We start from the raw sequence: 16,528 nt of genomic DNA, 5'->3' as shown, positions 1-16,528 counted from the left end.
ACGTACACCTCGCCAAGAGCGGCTGTTTCACCTTCCGGCCGGCCAGGTCGTGAGCAGCGCGTGGAGGGTGTCGAGGATGCGGGCCCAGGAGGCGCCGGAGTCGCGGGCGCCGTGGCCGAAGCCGCCCGCCCGCTCCAGGCTGACGTAGCCGTGGAAGGTGCTGTGCAGCAGGCGTACCGCGTCGGTCTCGTCGGGTTCGGGCAGCGCGTAGCCGCGCAGGATCGCGCGGGTCATCGCCGAGTGCCGCCGGGCGGCGTCGGCGGCGGGGCCCTCGGGGTCGATCTCGATCTGGGCGGCGGCGTAGCGGCCTGGGTGTTCCGTGGCGTAGTCGCGGTAGGCGTTGGCGAAGGCGGCCAGCGCGTCCCTGCCCGAGCGGCCGGCCAGCGCGGCGGCGGCCTGGTCGGCCATCTCGGCCAGGGCCAGGGCGGCCATCCGTACGCGTAGGTCCCGGGCGTTCTTGATGTGGGAGTACAGGCTCGCGTCCTTGACGCCGAACCTGCGCGCGAGCGCCGAGACGGTCACGTTCTCGAAGCCGATCTCGTCGGCCAGTTCCGCGCCCGCCCTGGTCAGGCGGTCGGCGCTCAGTCCTACGCGTGCCATGTGACCATCTTCCTAGAGGGATTAATCATTTGCATAGTACCTCTAGGAAAAGCTAGCTTCGCCGGTATGAGACCACTGACCGAGCGTGATATCCGTGCGTCCTTCGTCAACTGCACCAAGGGGGAGGCCAAGCGGCTGGCCGTACCCAGGGACCTGGCCGAGCGGCCGTGGGACGACCTCGACTTCCTCGGCTGGCAGGACCCCGCCGCGCCCGAGCGGGCCTACCTTGTCGCCGACGACGGCGTGGCGTTCATGGGGGTCGCGCTGCGCCGCGCCGCGCCGAACGCCCGCCATGTACGGCGCAGCCTGTGCTCCATCTGCCTGACCAGCCACATGGGCGACGGCGTGTCCCTGCTGACCGCGCGCAGAGCCGGGAAGGGCGGCCAGCAGGGCAACTCCGTTGGCGCCTACATGTGTACCGACCTGGCCTGCTCCCTGTACCTGCGCGGCAAGAAGGACGCCGGGCCCGGCTCGCGGCTGCACGAGTCGCTGACGCTGGACCAGCTGGCCGAGCGGACCGTGGCCAACGTCAACGCCTTCCTGGAGAAGGTGACGGAGCAGCTCGTCCTGCCGTGACCCGCAGCCGCTCGACGAGGTCGTGCAGCTGGTCGCGTTCCCCGGCGCTCAGCGGAGCGAGAAAGGCCTCCTGCGCCTCGGCGAGCACCCGCGCCGCCTCCTCGAACGCGCGCTCGCCCGCACCGGTGAGCGTCACCACGTGCTTGCGCCGGTCCGCCGTGCTGCGCGAGCGCCGCGCGTACCCGCGCTGCTCCAGGTCGTCCAGCACGGCCACCATCGTGGTCCGGTCCAGGCCGGTGGCCTGGCACAACTCCTGCTGCGAGTGACTGGCGCCGCGCATCTCCTCGATCACCCGCACGTGCCGGCCGCGCAGGCCCAGCGGCGCCAGCACGCCGTCGAACCGCGCCCCGGCCTGGGCTCCGAGCTTGACGAGCAGGTAGCCCGTCTGGGTGTCGAGGCGTGGCTCCATGAACCCCAATCTAGGGCCTTCACGCGGACAGATCGATTCCTTATGCTGATAATCAGCCCTACTGATAATCAGAGCGAGGGAACATGTTGGACAGGATCATCCTGGTGGCTCTCGGTGTGATCACCGCCACGCCGATCGCCGCCCTGTTCGTGCCCGCGTCCCTGACCACCGCGTACGGCATGGCGGTGCCGTCCGACCCGATGACCCTGGCCTTGCTGCAACACCGCGGCATGTTGCAGGCGGCGCTCGGCGCCGCGCTGGTCTGGGCCGCCTTCCAGCCCTTGGCCCGGATCCCGGCCGCCGCCGCGGCCATCGTGACCAAGGCGACCTTCCTGGCCGTGCTCGGGCCGGGCCGGTTCGGGGACGCGCCCGGCGCGCTCTTCGACGTGGCGGCCATCGTGCTCCTGGTGGTGGTGGTCGCCCGCCGTAAATTCGACACCAGATAGTTTGAGGTCGTACTATCAGGCGCATGCGTACTTTGATCCGTGGTACCCGCGTCTTCACCGGCGAGCGCATCCTCCCCAAAGCCGATGTCCTGATCGTCGGCGACCGGATCGCCGAGCCCGACGGGCTGCGCGCCGACGTGGAGATCGACGGCTCGGGCAAGACCCTGCTGCCCGGCCTGATCGACGCCCACGTGCACGTCTCCGACGGCATGCTCGCCCAAGCCCTCACGTTCGGCGTGACCACCGAGCTCGACATGTTCTGCCTGCCCGGCAACCTCGCCCGCCAACGCCGGCTGGCGGCCGACCGCGACGACGTGGCCGACCTGCGCAGTTCCGGCGTGCTGGCCACCGCGCCCGGCGGGCACCCGAGTCAGATCATGGCCGCCGAAGGCGGCGCGCTCGACTGGCTCGGCGACGCGGTGGGCCCCTTCGACACGATCGCCGACGCCGGGCAGGCCAAGGCGTTCGTGGCGGCGCGGGTGGCCGAGGGCGCCGACTACCTGAAGATCGTGATCGACAACGGTGAGAGCGCCGGGCTCGACCTGCCGGCGATCGGCCCGGACGTGGTCGAGGCCCTGGTCGAGGCGGGACACGCGGCGGGGCTGCGGACGATCGCGCACGTCGCCACCGCCCGCGACACCGCCATCGCGCTGGACGCCGGCATCGACGGCCTGGCCCACGTCTTCCACGACAGCGCGCCCGGCGACCCGGTGACGGAAGAACTGGCCGCCCGTGCCGCCGGGCAGGGCGTCTTCGTGGTCAGCACGCTGGCGTACATCGAGTCGATCACCCAGGACCCGCGCGGCGCCGAGCTCGTGCGCGACGAGCGCATCGCCGCCCGCCTGCCCGAGCGGGCCAGGGCCGCGCTCGACCGTGACCACTCGGTCGTCCCCGTCCATCCGCAGGGCGTCGTCAACGCCCTGAGCACGGCCGCCGTCCTGCACCGCGCGGGCGTCGCCCTGCTGGCCGGCACCGACGCGAACTTCTTCGCCCCGCTGCACGGCGCGAGCATGCACCGCGAACTGCTGCTGCTGGTCGAGGCCGGGCTCACCCCCCAGCAGGCGCTGGCCGCCGCCACCCGCCTGCCCGCGCTCCACTTCGGGCTCACGGACCGCGGAAGCGTCCTGCCCGGCCTGCGCGCCGACCTCGTCCTGGTCGACGGCGACCCGACCCGCGGCATCACCGCCACCCGCGCCATCGCCGAGGTCTGGCGCCGCGGCGTGCGCCAGCCGCGCTGACCCACGGCAGGAAAGACCGGACACCCAAGATTCCGGACCTGCGCACGCCCATTCCTGGGGTACGGCCCCGCCCGCTCCGATAGTCGAACCATGACTCAGACGAAGAGATGGCTGCGATTCGGACTGCACTACCTCGAGATGGCCGTCGCGATGCTCGCCGGCATGCTGCTGCTCGGCCTGCTGTGGGACGCGGTCCTGCCCGGAAGCCGCAGAACCGACGTCGACGTCCTCATCATGGCCGCCGACATGACCCTCGGCATGGCGCTGTGGATGCGCGTACGCCACCACGCCTGGCCCGCCATCGCCGAGATGAGCGTGGCCATGATCGCCCCGTTCCTCCTGCTGCTCGTCCCGTACTGGTTAGGGGTGATGTCCGGCCATCTGGTGATGACGATCGGGCACGTGCTCATGTTCGTCGCCATGGCGGCGGTCATGCTGTGGCGGCGCGAGCAGTACCTGAACCATCGGCATCGGCTGGATCCGCGGTGGTTCGGGCGCGCGGGGGTCGTGCTGGTGGCGCTGCTGGTCCCCGCGTCGGTCTCGGGGGTGAACACCGCGGGGAAGTTCGCGGGTCTGTACGCCGCCCGCGCCGACGCGGTCACGGTACGGCCGGCGGGCAACCAGGCCAGGCACGACCCGGCCAAACCCACCGTGGCCCTGCTGGCCGGCGACGGCGGCACCAACGCCGGCGACCTGCTCGGGCCGTACGAGGTGCTGGCCGGCTCCGGCCGCGTCAACACCTACGTCGTCTCGCCCGGAGCCCGGCTGGTACCGCTGACCGGCGGCCTCGACCTGGTGCCCGACCTGACCTTCGGCGAACTGGACCGGCTGCTGGCCGGGCGGAGCGACACCCTCGACGCGGTCGTCGTCCCGGCCCTGAACCACCCGGCCGAGCTCGGCGCGATCACCGCATGGCTGCGCAGGCAGGCGGCGGCCGGGGCGCTGGCCGTCAGCGTGTGCGCGGGGGCCCGCACGCTGGCGGCCAGCGGACTGCTGGACGGCCGGCCCGCGACCTCGCACTGGTGGCGGCTGCCCGAGCTGCGCGCGGACTTCGGCAAGGTCGGCTGGGTCGGCGGCCGCCGCTATGTGGACGACGGCGAGGTCATCTCCACGGCCGGCGTCCTGTCGGGGATCGACGGCGGACTGCGCGTCCTGGAACGCCTGGTCGGCATGGACGCCGCCCGCGAGGCCGCTCGCCGGGTCCACTGGCGCCACTACACGCCCGGCGCGTCCGGGTCCGTGCCGGTATCCAACTGGGAACCGGCGGACGTGGCCGTCGTCGCCCTGAACTCCTCCTACCAGGTCGGTCCTTCCACCATCGGCGTCCGGCTCGTCGAGGGGACGGGGGAGCTGGAGCTGGCCTCGGCGTTCGCGACGTACACCGAACACTCCATGGTCGGGCGGACGGTCGCGGTCGGCGAGGGGCCGATCAGGTCGCGGCACGGCCTGACGTTCGTCCCGCGCGCCCGCGACGCCGGCGGGTTGGACCGTCTGCTGGTGCCGGGCACGGCTGCCGTCCGCGGCCGGGAGGCGGGTGCGGAGTATCTGCACACCGGGGCCGAGTTCGCCTTCGACCCGGTTCTGCGGGACATCGCCCGCACCTATGACGTGCCGACCGCCCGGTGGGCGGCCAAGACGCTGGAGTACCCCGTGATGGACGTGGACCTGCGCGGCAGCGGCTGGTTGTGGCCGGCGACGATCGTCGCGCTGGTGCTCCTGCTTCTGGGCGCCGCCGCGGCCGTCATCGGCCGCCGGGCGGTGCGCTGGGCGCTCGGCCGCCGGAGGAGCCGGTAGCGCCAAGGCGTGGGCAATTCCGCACAAGCGGCCTAATGTGGTGGGTTGACTCTTCTTCTGACTGCCCGTCAGAGACCTGCCATAGGGGTGACGCATGCGGATCGCGATCGTGGGAGGTGGCCTGGCTGGTCTGACCACCGCGTGGCTGCTGGACGACGAGCACGAGGTGGTCGTGCTCGAAGCCGACCGGCACGCCGGCGGGCACGCCCACAGCGTGCGGGCGGAAGGCGTCACCGTCGACCTCGGCGCGCAGTACCTCTCACCGACCGGCTTTCCCGCGCACGGCCGGTTGCTGCGGCTGCTGGGACTGTCCGGCGCCGACCTCGCCCCCGCGCCGCTGACGCTCACGGTGACCGGGCCGGACCGGGCGGCGCCGATGCTGGTCACCCCGCACCTGCCCGACGAGCGGCGCGGCGATCGCGCACCGGTGACGGGACGGCCGTGGAAGGCGCTGGAGACGTTTCTGGCCGCCGCGGCGAAATTCCAGGCGACCGATCCGAGCTGGGAGATCCCGCTGGCCGAGCTGGTCGAGCCGCTGCCGCTCGCGCGCGAGACCAAGGACTGGCTGCTCTACCCGCTGCTGGCCCACCACGTCCGGTGCGCCAACGAGCAGGCGCCCGAGGTGTCGGCGCGGGCGGCGATCGAGTTCTGCCTGAGCGTGTCGGCCTCCTCCGGGGAGCACGCGCCGCTGTGGTCCGCCCTGGTCCCCGGCACCCAGGACGTGGCCAGGCGGCTGGCCGGCGCGCTGCCCCCTGGAGCGGTCCGCACCGGCTCGCCCGTCGGCGCGCTGCGCCGGGACCACGGGCGGTTCGAGGTCGTGGACGCCGCGGGCCGCGCGGTCGTGGCCGACTGCGTGGTGCTGGCCGTGCCCGCGCCCGCTGCGCTGTCGCTGCTGTCCCCGCTGGCGGGCACACATCGGCTACGGCTGGCGCTGGGCGCGTTCACGTACACGCCGGCCGAGGTCGCCGTCCACCTGGACCCCGCCTACCAGCCCGCCGACCGGCGGCACTGGTCGGCGGTGAACCTGCAGGTGCACGACGGCTGGGCCGAGGCCGCCCACTGGTACGGCCCGGCCCTCGGGGTGGACGTGTTCAAGAGCTGGATCACCTACCGCGACCGCCCGCCCGCCGAGGTCGTCGCCCAGCGTTCCTTCCGCCAGCTCGTCGTCACCCCGGCGGCCGTACGGGCCCGCGCCACGCTGGCCGCCCGCCAGGGACACGGCGGGATCTACCTGGCGGGCAGTCATCTGACCGGCAGCGACAGCCAGGAGAGCGCGGTCAGGTCGGCGCTCGCCGTCGCCGACCTGCTGACACCGGGTGCCGCCCGGCTGCGCGAGCTGACCGACGGGATCGTTTCCCCGGTCTGACGCGCCATGTGCGCAGGCCGGATCTCGCCGCTCGGTGACGGTTAGCCGGCGCTCACGTACTTGCGCAGGTGCTGGGCGGTCAGGGAGGAGCCCTGGCCGATCAGGTCGGCCGGGGTGCCGGAGAAGACGATCTGGCCGCCGTCGTGGCCGGCGCCGGGACCCAGGTCGATGATCCAGTCGGCGTGGGCCATCACGGCCTGGTGGTGCTCGATGACGATGACCGTGTTGCCGTCGTCGACCAGCCGGTCCAGCAGGGCCAGGAGCTGGTCCACGTCGGCCAGGTGCAGGCCGGTGGTGGGCTCGTCCAGGATGTAGGTGGAGCCGTTCCTGGCCATGTGGATGGCGAGCTTGAGCCGCTGGCGTTCGCCGCCGGACAGGGTGGTCAGGGGCTGGCCGAGGCCGAGATAGCCGAGGCCGACCGCGTTCAGGCGGTCGAGGATCGTCCTGGCCTGGCCGGTGGTGAAGAAGTCGCGGGCCTCTTCCGCGGACATGGCCAGGACCTCGCTGATGTTCCTGCCGCGCAGCCGGTACGACAGCACCTGGGCCGTGAACCGCTTGCCGTCGCACTCGTCGCAGACCGAGCCGACGTCGGCCATCATCATCAGGTCGGTGTAGATCATGCCGATGCCCTTGCAGGCCGGGCAGGCGCCCTCCGAGTTGGCGCTGAACAGGCCGGGCTTGACGCCGTTGGCCTTGGCGAAGGCGGCGCGGATGGGGTCCAGGACGCCGGTGTAGGTCGCCGGGTTGCTGCGCCTGGAGCCGCGGATCGGCGACTGGTCGGCGACGACCACGCCGTCACCGCCGGAGACGTAGCCGTGGATGAGCGAGCTCTTTCCCGATCCGGCCACGCCGGTGACGACCGTCAGCACGCCCAGGGGGATGTCGACGTCGACGTTCCTGAGGTTGTGGAGGGTGGCGCCGGTGACGGGCAGGTGGCCGGTCGGGGCGCGGAACGTCTCGCGCAGCCGTACCCGATGGTCGAGGTAGCGGCCGGTCAGGGTGCCTGAGGCGCGCAGCCCGTCGAGGTCACCGGCGTAGCAGAGCTCGCCGCCCGCGGAACCGGCGCCGGGGCCGAGGTCCACGACATGGTCGGCGATCTCGATGGTCTCCGGCTTGTGCTCGACGACCAGGACGGTGTTGCCCTTGTTGCGCAGCTGGAGCAGGAGGTCGTTCATGCGCTGGATGTCGTGCGGGTGCAGGCCGGCGGTGGGCTCGTCGAAGACGTAGGTGACGTCGGTCAGGGGAGAGCTGAGGTGCCTGACCATCTTGACGCGCTGCGACTCGCCGCCTGAGAGCGTCCCGGATTCGCGGTCGAGGCTGAGGTAGCCGAGGCCGATCTCGACCAGCGAGTCGAGTGTCGTGCCGAGGGTGTCGATCATCGGTCCGACGCCGGAGCCCTTGAGGCCGCGGACGAACTCGGCCAGGTCGTTGATCTGCATGGAGGAGCAGTCGGCGATATTGCGGCCGTCGATGAGGCAGGACAGGGCGGCCTGGTTGAGGCGGGAGCCGCCGCAGTCCGCGCAAGTGCCGAGCTTGATGGCGCGGTCGGCGAAGGCGCGCGCCGCCGACTGCATGGAGTCGCGTTCCTTGCCGAGGTACTGCTTCCTGATCTTGGGAACCAGGCCCTCGTAGGTGAGGTTGCTCGTGCCGACCTTGACCTTGGTGACCGGCGCGTACAGGAGCAGCTGCCACTCCTCGGGAGTGAAGTCCGCGAGCTTGCGGTCAGGGGAGAAGAAGCCGGAGTTGACGATGATCTGCCAGTACCAGGTGTCGACGGCGTAGCCGGGGGCGGTGATCGCGCCCTCGTTGAGCGTCCTGTCCTTGTCGACCAGCTCGTCGACGTCGATGTCGGTGACCTTGCCCAGGCCCTCGCACGCCGGGCACATGCCCTCGGCCCGGTTGAAGCTGAAGTGCGGGGCGGGTCCGACGAAGGGCTCGCCCAGCCGGCTGAACAGAATCCGGAGCATCGTGTACGCGTCCGTCGCCGTGCCGACCGTCGAACGGGCGTTGGCCCCCATCCGTTCCTGGTCGACGATGATGGCGGCGCTCAGGTTGTGCAGCGACTCCACCTCGGGCCGCGACAGCGGCGGCATGAAACCTTGGATGAACGCGGTGTAGGTCTCGTTGATCAGCCGGCGCGACTCGGCCGCGATCGTGTCGAAGACGAGCGAGGACTTCCCCGACCCGGACACGCCGGTGAAGACGGTGAGCCGGCGCTTGGGCAGGTCGAGGGAGACCCCTTTCAGATTGTTCTCTCGGGCTCCACGGACCTGGATGAGGTCGTGGTTGTCTGCGGCGTCGTAGTCCGAAGGCTGCATGTCTTGAATTATTCCATTGACCTCGCCATGAAAGGTTTCCCGGAAAGCACCCAGGTGAATGCGCGGAAACCCTCAACCTGGCGTCAAAGTCGAGCCCCGCCGAGCAGGTGTGTGATGGTCAGCAGGTAGTCGGCTTTCACCCGCTGCTTGTCCGCCTCCGGCGTCTCGGCGAGCGCGATCCCCGCCGCGCCCAGGATGTGGAAGGTGATGCGCGTCATCGGCTCCGCCGGCATGGCCGGAATCTCCCCGGCCGCCACGAGCGTGGCGATCAGTGTCTCGATCAGCCCGTAGGCGTACTCCGCCTCGAACTCCTTCCACCGGTGCCAGCCCAGTGCCTGCGGCGCCTCCTGCCAGGCGACCCGCCCGTAGACCGGGTCGCAGCAGCACTCCAGGAACTGCTCGGTCGCCGCCATCGCCGCCTGCCACGGGCCGCCGGCGCCCGCGGTCGCCTCGACCACCTGACGGAGCATCTCCTTCTCCAGCAGGTCGAGCACCGCCTCGAAGAGCGCCGACTTGTTGGCGAAGTGGTGGTAGACCGCGCCGCGACTGGCGCCGATGTCGGCCGCGACGTCTTCCAGCGCGGTGGCGGCGAAGCCCTGGTCGGCGAATCGACGGGTTGCCGCTTCGAGCAGCGCGGCCTTGGTCGCCTGGGAGTACTGCTCCCGGCGGCTCTTGACAGGAGGCATACGCGGAGTATACGACATACGCAGTGTATGTTTCCGACGCTAAGTAGGTCACCGATGTCGTGGGAATCGTCGCGCCGGCGCCATCAGGTCGTGCACGCCGTACTCGCCGACATCACCGCGACCGGACGCACCTGCGTCTCCGGCGAGCTGGCCGCGCGGGTGGCGGCGGAGTTCGGGGACGTCGACGGGCTCCTGCGCGAGGTGCAACTGCGCTGGTACCGGGCCTTCGACGCCCGGCTCGACGCCCTGCTGGAGGACTGGCCGCCCGACATCGACGCGGCGCTGACCGCCCTGTGGCGCGACCTGTCCGCCGCCATGCCGGGGGCGAGGTTCCTGCTCGACGCCCACGCGGGCCGTCCCGCCCTCGCCGACCTGGACGCGCACCACCGCCGCACGCTGCACGCCGCCACGGGAGTTAACGCGGTACGGCTACCGCGACCCCCGCCCCGACGCCGCCGATGCCGGTGGCTCGTCGCCCGCCCATCCACCGCCTGAGGAGTTCTCCGATGACGGAACTGCTGTTCAACCCGTTCGAGCCCGGCTTCACCGACGACCCGTACCCCGCCTACCGCAGGCTGCGCGAGTCCGAGCCGGTGCACGAGAGCCCGTTCGGATTCTGGGTCCTGAGCGGGTACGAGGACATCGCGGGGCTCCTGCGCGCCGGCCTGTCCGTGGACGACCGGAAGCTCGACCCCGGCCCGGTCCGCGACCAGCGCGACCAGCTCGCCCACGCGGGCGACAACGTGCTCGGAATGTCCATGCTCGACCGCGACCCGCCCGACCACACCCGGCTGCGCTCACTCGTCGGCAAGGTGTTCACCCCGCGCAAGGTCGCGGCGCTGGAGCCTGAGATCACCGAACTGGTCGACTCCATGCTCGACGAGATCGAGACGGCCGGCCGGGTCGACCTCATGGCCACCCTCGCCTTCCCACTGCCGTTCGCGGTGATCTCCAAGCTGCTCGGCATGCCCGCCGCCGACCACACCCGCATCCGCGATCTGAGCGGCCTGCTGGTCCGCACCCTGGAACCCGTCGCCGACCAGGAGCTGCTGGCGACCGTGTCCAAGGCCGGCGGCGAGATGACGCGGGTCATCCGCGAGGCGCTCGCCTGGAAGCGCGCCCACCCGGCCGAGGACCTGCTCACCGCCCTCATCGCCGCCGAGCAGGACGGCGACACGCTCAGCGACGACGAGCTGATCGCCCAGGTCTCCCTGCTCTACGTCGCCGGGCACGAGACCACCATGAACCTCATCGCCAACGGCGTCACCGCCCTGTTGCGCAACCCCGCCCAGCTCGCCCTGCTGCGCGAACGCCCCGAGCTGGCCGCCAACGCGATCGAGGAGTTCCTCCGCTTCGACAGTCCCGTCCAGCAGACCCGGCGCATCACGCTGCAGCCGTACACGGTGGGCGGCAGGACGATCCCGCCGCGCAGCTTCGTGCTGGCCTGCCTCGCCTCGGCCAACCGCGACCCCCGTTACTGGGGGCAGGACGCCGAGGAACTACGCATCGAACGCGAGCAGGCGCGCAACCACATCTCCTTCGGCGCCGGCGTCCACTACTGTCTCGGTCCCGCCCTGGCCAGGCTGGAGGGAAGGGTCGCGATCAAACGCCTGGTCACCCGCTTCCCCGCCCTCGCCTTCGCCGGCGAGGTGGAGATGAACGGCCGCATGAACCTGCGCGGCCCGGAACGCCTGCCGATCTCCGTCTGACCCGCGTACGCCGCTTGCGCCCACGAGCACGGTCGGGCCCGGAAGAGCCTATTGATGGGAGCGCCTTTGGTCGCGTGCGATCGCCTCCGGAACACGCGGACACGCGGACTGTGAAGGCAGAGGACGGGTACCCGCCGTACCCACCGGAATGGCGGGTACGGCGGAAGCCTTCAGCGCAGCGTGCCGAAGAACTCCGTGATCTCGCGGGCCACCTGTTCGGGCTCCTCGTGGGCCATGAAGTGGCCGCCCTTGCCCGGTGTGCTCCAGTGGCGCAGGTCGGAGCACAGGCGCTCGGGCAGTGAGCGGGGCAGGCCGGTGTACGCGGGCTCGTTGCTGAGCGTGATCGCGGCCGGTACGGAGATCGGCGGGACGGGCCGGTTGTTCGGGTAGTCGTAGTACTGGCGGAAGGAGGAGCCGATGGTGCCGGTGGCCCAGTAGAGGGTGGCGACGGTGCACAGGGTGTCCTTGTCCCAGCGCTTCTCGAGGTCGCCGTCGCAGTCGCTCCAGTCGCGGTACTTGTCGATGATCCAGGCGGCCAGCCCGGCGGGGGAGTCGGCCAGCGCGGCGGCGATCGTGTCGGGGCGGGTCCACATGATCTCGCTGTAGCCCTGGTCGCGCTCGTCGTAGGCGGCCAGGTGGTCGAGGTAGGCCTGCTCCTCCGGCGTCGGGGGCCGCTCGCTGAAGTCGGCTGTGCTGACGGCGGAAGTCACGTGCACCCCGGCCACCGACTCGGGGAACAACGCGCCGAGCCACTGGGTGACGCCGCCGCCGATGTCACCGCCGAACGCGCCGAAGCGCTCGTACCCCAGCACGCCGGTCATCAGCTCGTGCCAGGTCTCGGCGACGCCGCGCCGGGTGTAGGCCTGCTGCGGCAGTTCGGAGAACAGGAATCCGGGCAGCGACGGGACCACCACGTCGAACCGGCCGGTCAGCAGCGGCGCGACCCGCAGCATCTCCACGAAACTGCTGGGCCAGCCGTGGGTCAGTACCAGCGGCAGGGCGCCCTCCGGCCGCTCGGAGCGCAGGTGGACGAAGTGCACCTTGCGCCCGCCCACGTCGGCGAGGAACTGCGGGAAGGCGTTGAGCCTCGCCTCGGCCGCCCGCCAGTCGAACTCCCCGGCCCAGTAGGCAACGAGTTCGCGCAGGTAGCCGGGATCGACGCCGGCCGCCCAGTAGGCCGAGTCCGAGGGCTGGGTGTAAAGGGTGCGGCTCAGGCGTTCCCGCAGGTCAAGCAGGACATCGTCGCCGAGCGAAATATCGAATGCCTCGATTGTCATGGCCCTTTATACTGGACGCATGTCTACTCCCTACACGTCTTAGCTGCCGCACACGTTTCCCGCCACCCGTGTGTCCTTAAGTCGTTTCGGAGTGTCATCCCATGCTTACCTTCCGTGGGGTCGACGTGCGCGTCGGCGCCCGTCTTCTTCTTTCCGGCATCACCGCCCACATCGCCCCCGGCGACCGCGTCGGCCTGGTCGGCCGCAACGGCGCGGGCAAGACCACCCTCCTGCGTACGCTGGCCGGGCAGCTGCCTCCGGCGGCCGGCACGATCACCGCGTCCGGGCCGATCGGCTACCTCCCGCAGGACCCGGCCGCCGCCGATCCCGCCGTCTCGGTCACCGACCGCATCCTGTCGGCACGCGGCATGGACGCCGCCGTACGCGAGTTGCGCGCCGCCGAACAGGCCCTGGCCGCCGGTGCCGAACGGGCGATGTCCCGCTACGTCCGCGCGGACGACGAGTTCCAGGCCCGCGGCGGCTACCCTGCCGAAGCCGAGGCGGCCCGCGTGGCCGCCGGGCTCGGCCTGCCGGAGCGAGCCATGACGCAGCCGCTCGGCACCCTGTCGGGCGGGCAGCGCCGCCGGGTCGAACTGGCCCGCGTCCTGTTCGCCGACCAGGGCACGCTGCTGCTCGACGAGCCCACCAACCACCTCGACGCCGACTCCGTCACCTGGCTGCGCGGCTTCCTGACCGGCTACTCCGGCGGTCTCGTCATGATCAGCCACGACACGGAGCTGGTCGCCGACGTGGTCAACCGGGTGTGGCACGTCGAGGCCGAGCACGCCGCCCTGGAGATCCACAACACCGGCTGGCACACCTATCTCACCGACCGCGCCGCCGGCGAGCGCCGCGACGCGCGGCACCGGGCGGTGGCGGAACGCAAGGCCGCCGCCCTGCACGCGCAGGCGGACAAGATGCGGGCGCGTTCCTCCACGGCGACGCGGGCGCGCGACATGGCCCGCAGGGCCGACCGCATGCTGGCGGAGGTACGGCCGGCCCGCCGTACCGGCAAAGTGGCGAAGATCCGCCTGCCCGAGCCCGCGCCGAGCGGGCGGACCCCGCTCGGCGCGGTCAGCCTCACCAAGTCCTACGGCGCGCTCGACGTCCTGAACGGCGTCGACCTCGCCGTGGACCGGGGCAGCCGCCTGGTCGTGCTCGGGTTCAACGGCGCGGGCAAGACCACGCTGCTGCGGCTGCTGGCCGGGCACGAGCATCCCGACTCCGGCCGGGTCGTGCACGGGCACGGGCTGCGGCTGGGCTACTTCGCCCAGGAGCACGACACGCTCGACCCCGGGCGTACCGTGCGGCAGAACCTCGCCGCGCACGCGCCCCAGCTGAGCGACGGCGAGGCGCGTTCGGTGCTGGGCGCCTTCCTGTTCGGCGGCGACGACGTGGACAAGCCGGCCGGGGTGCTGTCCGGCGGGGAGAAGACCAGGCTGGCCCTGGCCGGGCTGGTCAGCTCGCGGGCCAACGTGCTACTGCTCGACGAGCCGACCAACAACCTCGATTCGGCCTCGCGCGCGGAGGTGCTCGCGGCGGTCGGCGGGTACGAGGGCGCGGTGGTCATGGTCACCCACGACGAGGAGGCGGTCGAGGCGCTGCGTCCCGACCGGGTGCTCGTGCTGCCCGACGGCGTCGAGGACCTCTGGAGCCCCGGCTACGGCGAGCTGGTCACTCTGGCATGACCCCGACGGCGTCGGCGTAATAGGTGGATCCGGCCAGGTGGAGGGCGACCCGCCGGATGCTCCAGCCGTCGCCGGGGCTGCTGTCGAGGCGTTCCTCGGTCAGTGAGCCGAGCCGGACGGTCCAGATCTGGGCCAGCCGGTTGAGCCTGCTGGCCGCCTCGTCCAGGTCGTCCCTGGTGAAGGGCGCCATGTCGTGCTCGGTGGTGACGACGGAGGCGTGCCAGTGGTCGGGGATCGTGGGCAGGCCCGCCAGGCGCGCCTCCACCTCCGCCAGGTGGTCGATCATGTGGTCGGCCACCCGGCGGATCGCCTTGTGCGGGGTGTAGACGCGGTCGTCGACCGGGCGCAGTTCGCCGTCCCATCGGGTCCAGGTGCCGGCCAGGCGCAGGACGTGCCCGACCATGTCGGCGACGGCGATCGCAGGATCCTCATCGTTGGTGGTCATGACCGGACCGTATGGCCGGAACACTTAACGCGGGATGGAAGGATCGATGTCATGGAATACATCCGTTTGGGGAACAGTGGCCTGAAGGTGTCCCGGGTGTGCCTGGGCATGATGAGCTTCGGCGATCCGGACCTGCTGGACTGGTTCGTCCCCGAGGAGCAGGCGGAGGCCATCGTCCGGCGGGCCGCGGACGGCGGCGTGACCTTCTTCGACACCGCCGACATGTACAGCACCGGCGGCAGCGAGGTGATCACCGGCAACGTGCTGCGGCGCACGTTCGCCAGGCGTGAGGACTACGTGCTGGCCACGAAGGTCTTCTTCCCCACGGGCGAGGGGCAGAACGACCGCGGGCTGTCGCGCAAGCACATCATGGCGGCGCTCGACGCCTCGCTGGAACGGCTCGGCACCGACTACGTGGACCTCTACCAGATCCACCGCTGGGACGAGGAGACGCCGATCGAGGAGACCATGGCGGCGCTGCACGATGTCGTGCGCTCCGGCAAGGTCCGCTATCTCGGCGCCTCCACCATGCGGGCCTGGCAGTTCGCCAAGGCGCAGCACGTGGCCGAGGTCAACGGGTGGACGAGGTTCGTGTCCATGCAGCCGCAGTACAACCTGCTCTATCGCGAGGAGGAGCGGGAGATGCTGCCGCTCTGCCGCGACCAGGGCGTGGGCGTGATCCCCTGGGGCCCGCTGGCGCGCGGGGTGCTGGCCCGGCCCGCGCTCGCGCAGGCGGCCACGACGCGCAGCGCCAACGACGGCCGCATCCCGGCCACCTACGAGACCGACAACAACCGGGCCATCCTCGACCGCCTCATCCAGGTGGCGGCCGAGCGCGAGCTGCCGCCGGCCCAGGTCGCGCTGGCCTGGCTCATGCACCAGCCGGGGCTGACCGCGCCGATCGTCGGCACCACCAAGGCGGCGCAGATCGACGACGCGGTCGCCGCCGCCGCGGTGAAGCTGTCGGACAAGGAGGTCGCGTTCCTGTCCGAGCCGTACCAGTCGCGCGAGTACATGCCCTAGCTGTACTGACCACAGAGGTTAGGTACGGGGATTGATCGTTTTGGCATGAGGAAGGGCCTCCGGGTTCGGTGTGGATTGCGACATCTGCACCGAGAACCAGAAGGCCCTTCATGCCCCACCGTAACGCCCCGCTGACCGAGCTCGGACGCCTGCGTCTGGCCCGCTGTATCGTCGAGGACGGCTGGCCGCTGCGCCGTGCCGCCGAACGCTTCCAGGTCGCCGTCACCACCGCCCGTCGCTGGGCCGGCCGCTACCGAGCTCACGGAGCACACGGCATGGCCGATCGCTCCAGCCGCCCGCACCGCAATCCTCGCCGCACCCCCACCCGCACCGAGCGGCGCATCATCAAGGTCCGGGTGCTGCGCCGATGGGGCCCGGCACGCATCGGCTACCTGCTGGGCCTGCACCCCTCCACCGTGCACCGCGTCCTGACCCGCTACCGCATGACCCGCCTGCACCACCTCGACCGCGCCACCGGCCACCCGATCCGCCGCTACGAACACCCCGCGCCGGGCGAACTCATCCACGTCGACATCAAGAAACTCGGCAACATCCCCGACGGCGGCGGCCACAAGATCCATGGCCGAGCCGCCGGCGGCCGCAACAGCGCCGCCCACCGCGATCCCGCCCGGCCGCGCACCACACCAGGCCGCGCCAACCTCGGCTACGCCTACCTGCACAACGCCGTCGACGACCACTCCCGCCTGGCCTACACCGAGATCCTCACCGACGAGACCCGGGAAAGCGCCGTCGCCTTCTGGCACCGCGCCCACGCCTACTTCACCGCCGCCGGCATCACCGTCCGCCGCGTCCTGACCGACATTCAAACTTGGTGATGTTCCCCAAGATGCTCTCCCCGCTCGGCCGGCGGGATGAGGATCGGGGTGACCGGCGCCCGCTCGTCACCATTGCTGACCGATTGGAGCCTGGTGCTTCTTGCCCGTTGATCGTGG

The 16,528-nt window shown here is 71.3% G+C and carries 15 protein-coding genes and 1 pseudogene; 10 read left to right on the top strand and 6 right to left on the bottom strand.

Annotation, left to right across the window (positions count from 1 at the left end; genetic code table 11):
• Positions 1-27 precede the first annotated feature (27 nt).
• Positions 28-600, bottom strand: a complete 573-nt coding sequence (locus tag ACIBHY_RS49910; RefSeq protein WP_397252899.1) for a TetR/AcrR family transcriptional regulator — start codon at positions 598-600, stop codon at positions 28-30.
• 66 nt (positions 601-666) lie between these two features.
• On the opposite strand from ACIBHY_RS49910, the gene ACIBHY_RS49905 reads away from it, so the two are divergent.
• Positions 667-1,176, top strand: a complete 510-nt coding sequence (locus tag ACIBHY_RS49905; RefSeq protein WP_397252900.1) for an FBP domain-containing protein — start codon at positions 667-669, stop codon at positions 1,174-1,176.
• Here the strand turns inward: ACIBHY_RS49905 and ACIBHY_RS49900 are convergent.
• The gene (locus ACIBHY_RS49900; RefSeq protein WP_397252901.1) at positions 1,130-1,585 is read right to left on the bottom strand and encodes a MarR family winged helix-turn-helix transcriptional regulator; all 456 of its coding nucleotides are present in this window, start codon (positions 1,583-1,585) and stop codon (positions 1,130-1,132) included. The two genes, ACIBHY_RS49905 and ACIBHY_RS49900, sit on opposite strands and share 47 nt — an antisense overlap.
• Before the next feature lie 83 nt (positions 1,586-1,668).
• Here ACIBHY_RS49900 and ACIBHY_RS49895 point away from each other — a divergent pair, with 83 nt between their 5' ends.
• The 4 genes from ACIBHY_RS49895 (at position 1,669) to ACIBHY_RS49880 (ending at position 6,429) form a co-directional block, all read left to right on the top strand.
• Entirely contained in the window at positions 1,669-2,031 is a 363-nt protein-coding gene (locus ACIBHY_RS49895; protein ID WP_397310481.1) for a hypothetical protein, read from the top strand.
• Between the two features lie 23 nt (positions 2,032-2,054).
• Positions 2,055-3,269: an amidohydrolase family protein gene (locus ACIBHY_RS49890; protein WP_397252903.1), complete on the top strand. Its 1,215-nt coding sequence runs from the start codon at positions 2,055-2,057 to the stop codon at positions 3,267-3,269.
• 90 nt (positions 3,270-3,359) lie between these two features.
• Entirely contained in the window at positions 3,360-5,063 is a 1,704-nt protein-coding gene (locus ACIBHY_RS49885) for a DJ-1/PfpI family protein (RefSeq protein WP_397310480.1), read from the top strand.
• Between the two features lie 94 nt (positions 5,064-5,157).
• Positions 5,158-6,429, top strand: coding sequence for an FAD-dependent oxidoreductase (locus ACIBHY_RS49880; protein ID WP_397252905.1), 1,272 nt, complete (start codon positions 5,158-5,160; stop codon positions 6,427-6,429).
• A 41-nt stretch (positions 6,430-6,470) separates the two neighbouring features.
• Here the strand turns inward: ACIBHY_RS49880 and ACIBHY_RS49875 are convergent, their stop codons facing one another.
• Positions 6,471-8,747, bottom strand: a complete 2,277-nt coding sequence (locus ACIBHY_RS49875; protein ID WP_397310479.1) for an ATP-binding cassette domain-containing protein — start codon at positions 8,745-8,747, stop codon at positions 6,471-6,473.
• Positions 8,748-8,830: 83 nt separating this feature from the next.
• A complete protein-coding gene (locus tag ACIBHY_RS49870) occupies positions 8,831-9,433 on the bottom strand; it encodes a TetR/AcrR family transcriptional regulator (protein ID WP_397252907.1) in 603 nt (200 codons plus the stop codon).
• A 54-nt stretch (positions 9,434-9,487) separates the two neighbouring features.
• Between ACIBHY_RS49870 and ACIBHY_RS49865 the strand changes: the two genes are divergently transcribed.
• A complete protein-coding gene (locus ACIBHY_RS49865; protein ID WP_397310478.1) occupies positions 9,488-9,928 on the top strand; it encodes a hypothetical protein in 441 nt (146 codons plus the stop codon).
• Positions 9,929-9,939: 11 nt separating this feature from the next.
• A complete protein-coding gene (locus ACIBHY_RS49860; protein ID WP_397310477.1) occupies positions 9,940-11,142 on the top strand; it encodes a cytochrome P450 in 1,203 nt (400 codons plus the stop codon).
• 170 nt (positions 11,143-11,312) lie between these two features.
• Here the strand turns inward: ACIBHY_RS49860 and ACIBHY_RS49855 are convergent, their stop codons facing one another.
• Positions 11,313-12,419, bottom strand: a complete 1,107-nt coding sequence (locus ACIBHY_RS49855) for an epoxide hydrolase family protein (protein WP_397252910.1) — start codon at positions 12,417-12,419, stop codon at positions 11,313-11,315.
• Positions 12,420-12,520: 101 nt separating this feature from the next.
• Between ACIBHY_RS49855 and ACIBHY_RS49850 the strand changes: the two genes are divergently transcribed.
• The gene (locus ACIBHY_RS49850) at positions 12,521-14,107 is read left to right on the top strand and encodes an ABC-F family ATP-binding cassette domain-containing protein (RefSeq protein WP_397310476.1); all 1,587 of its coding nucleotides are present in this window, start codon (positions 12,521-12,523) and stop codon (positions 14,105-14,107) included.
• On the opposite strand, the gene ACIBHY_RS49845 is transcribed toward ACIBHY_RS49850, so the two are convergent.
• Positions 14,094-14,552: a hypothetical protein gene (locus tag ACIBHY_RS49845; protein ID WP_397310475.1), complete on the bottom strand. Its 459-nt coding sequence runs from the start codon at positions 14,550-14,552 to the stop codon at positions 14,094-14,096. The genes ACIBHY_RS49850 and ACIBHY_RS49845 overlap by 14 nt on opposite strands.
• 51 nt (positions 14,553-14,603) lie before the next feature.
• Between ACIBHY_RS49845 and ACIBHY_RS49840 the strand changes: the two genes are divergently transcribed.
• Both ACIBHY_RS49840 and ACIBHY_RS49835 read left to right on the top strand, forming a co-directional pair.
• Positions 14,604-15,575, top strand: coding sequence for an aldo/keto reductase (locus tag ACIBHY_RS49840; RefSeq protein ID WP_397310474.1), 972 nt, complete (start codon positions 14,604-14,606; stop codon positions 15,573-15,575).
• Positions 15,576-15,685: 110 nt separating this feature from the next.
• A pseudogene (locus ACIBHY_RS49835) lies at positions 15,686-16,396 on the top strand (leucine zipper domain-containing protein); the annotation flags it as partial.
• Positions 16,397-16,528: the final 132 nt, after the last annotated feature.

Origin of the sequence: Nonomuraea sp. NPDC050547, assembly GCF_044457345.1 — a bacterium.
Taxonomy (GTDB): domain Bacteria; phylum Actinomycetota; class Actinomycetes; order Streptosporangiales; family Streptosporangiaceae; genus Nonomuraea.
The sequence above is the reverse complement of the archived record's forward strand: the minus strand, read 5'-3'. Positions and strand labels throughout refer to the sequence as shown.

Bases quoted from the DNA above. Each gene is read 5' to 3' on its own strand.
- ACIBHY_RS49910 (WP_397252899.1), bottom strand. From the start codon at position 600: ATGGCACGCGTAGGACTGAGCGCCGACCGCCTGACCAGGGCGGGCGCG.
- ACIBHY_RS49905 (WP_397252900.1), top strand. From the start codon at position 667: ATGAGACCACTGACCGAGCGTGATATCCGTGCGTCCTTCGTCAACTGC.
- ACIBHY_RS49900 (WP_397252901.1), bottom strand. From the start codon at position 1,585: ATGGAGCCACGCCTCGACACCCAGACGGGCTACCTGCTCGTCAAGCTC.
- ACIBHY_RS49895 (WP_397310481.1), top strand. From the start codon at position 1,669: ATGTTGGACAGGATCATCCTGGTGGCTCTCGGTGTGATCACCGCCACG.
- ACIBHY_RS49890 (WP_397252903.1), top strand. From the start codon at position 2,055: ATGCGTACTTTGATCCGTGGTACCCGCGTCTTCACCGGCGAGCGCATC.
- ACIBHY_RS49885 (WP_397310480.1), top strand. From the start codon at position 3,360: ATGACTCAGACGAAGAGATGGCTGCGATTCGGACTGCACTACCTCGAG.
- ACIBHY_RS49880 (WP_397252905.1), top strand. From the start codon at position 5,158: ATGCGGATCGCGATCGTGGGAGGTGGCCTGGCTGGTCTGACCACCGCG.
- ACIBHY_RS49875 (WP_397310479.1), bottom strand. From the start codon at position 8,747: ATGCAGCCTTCGGACTACGACGCCGCAGACAACCACGACCTCATCCAG.
- ACIBHY_RS49870 (WP_397252907.1), bottom strand. From the start codon at position 9,433: ATGCCTCCTGTCAAGAGCCGCCGGGAGCAGTACTCCCAGGCGACCAAG.
- ACIBHY_RS49865 (WP_397310478.1), top strand. From the start codon at position 9,488: ATGTCGTGGGAATCGTCGCGCCGGCGCCATCAGGTCGTGCACGCCGTA.
- ACIBHY_RS49860 (WP_397310477.1), top strand. From the start codon at position 9,940: ATGACGGAACTGCTGTTCAACCCGTTCGAGCCCGGCTTCACCGACGAC.
- ACIBHY_RS49855 (WP_397252910.1), bottom strand. From the start codon at position 12,419: ATGACAATCGAGGCATTCGATATTTCGCTCGGCGACGATGTCCTGCTT.
- ACIBHY_RS49850 (WP_397310476.1), top strand. From the start codon at position 12,521: ATGCTTACCTTCCGTGGGGTCGACGTGCGCGTCGGCGCCCGTCTTCTT.
- ACIBHY_RS49845 (WP_397310475.1), bottom strand. From the start codon at position 14,552: ATGACCACCAACGATGAGGATCCTGCGATCGCCGTCGCCGACATGGTC.
- ACIBHY_RS49840 (WP_397310474.1), top strand. From the start codon at position 14,604: ATGGAATACATCCGTTTGGGGAACAGTGGCCTGAAGGTGTCCCGGGTG.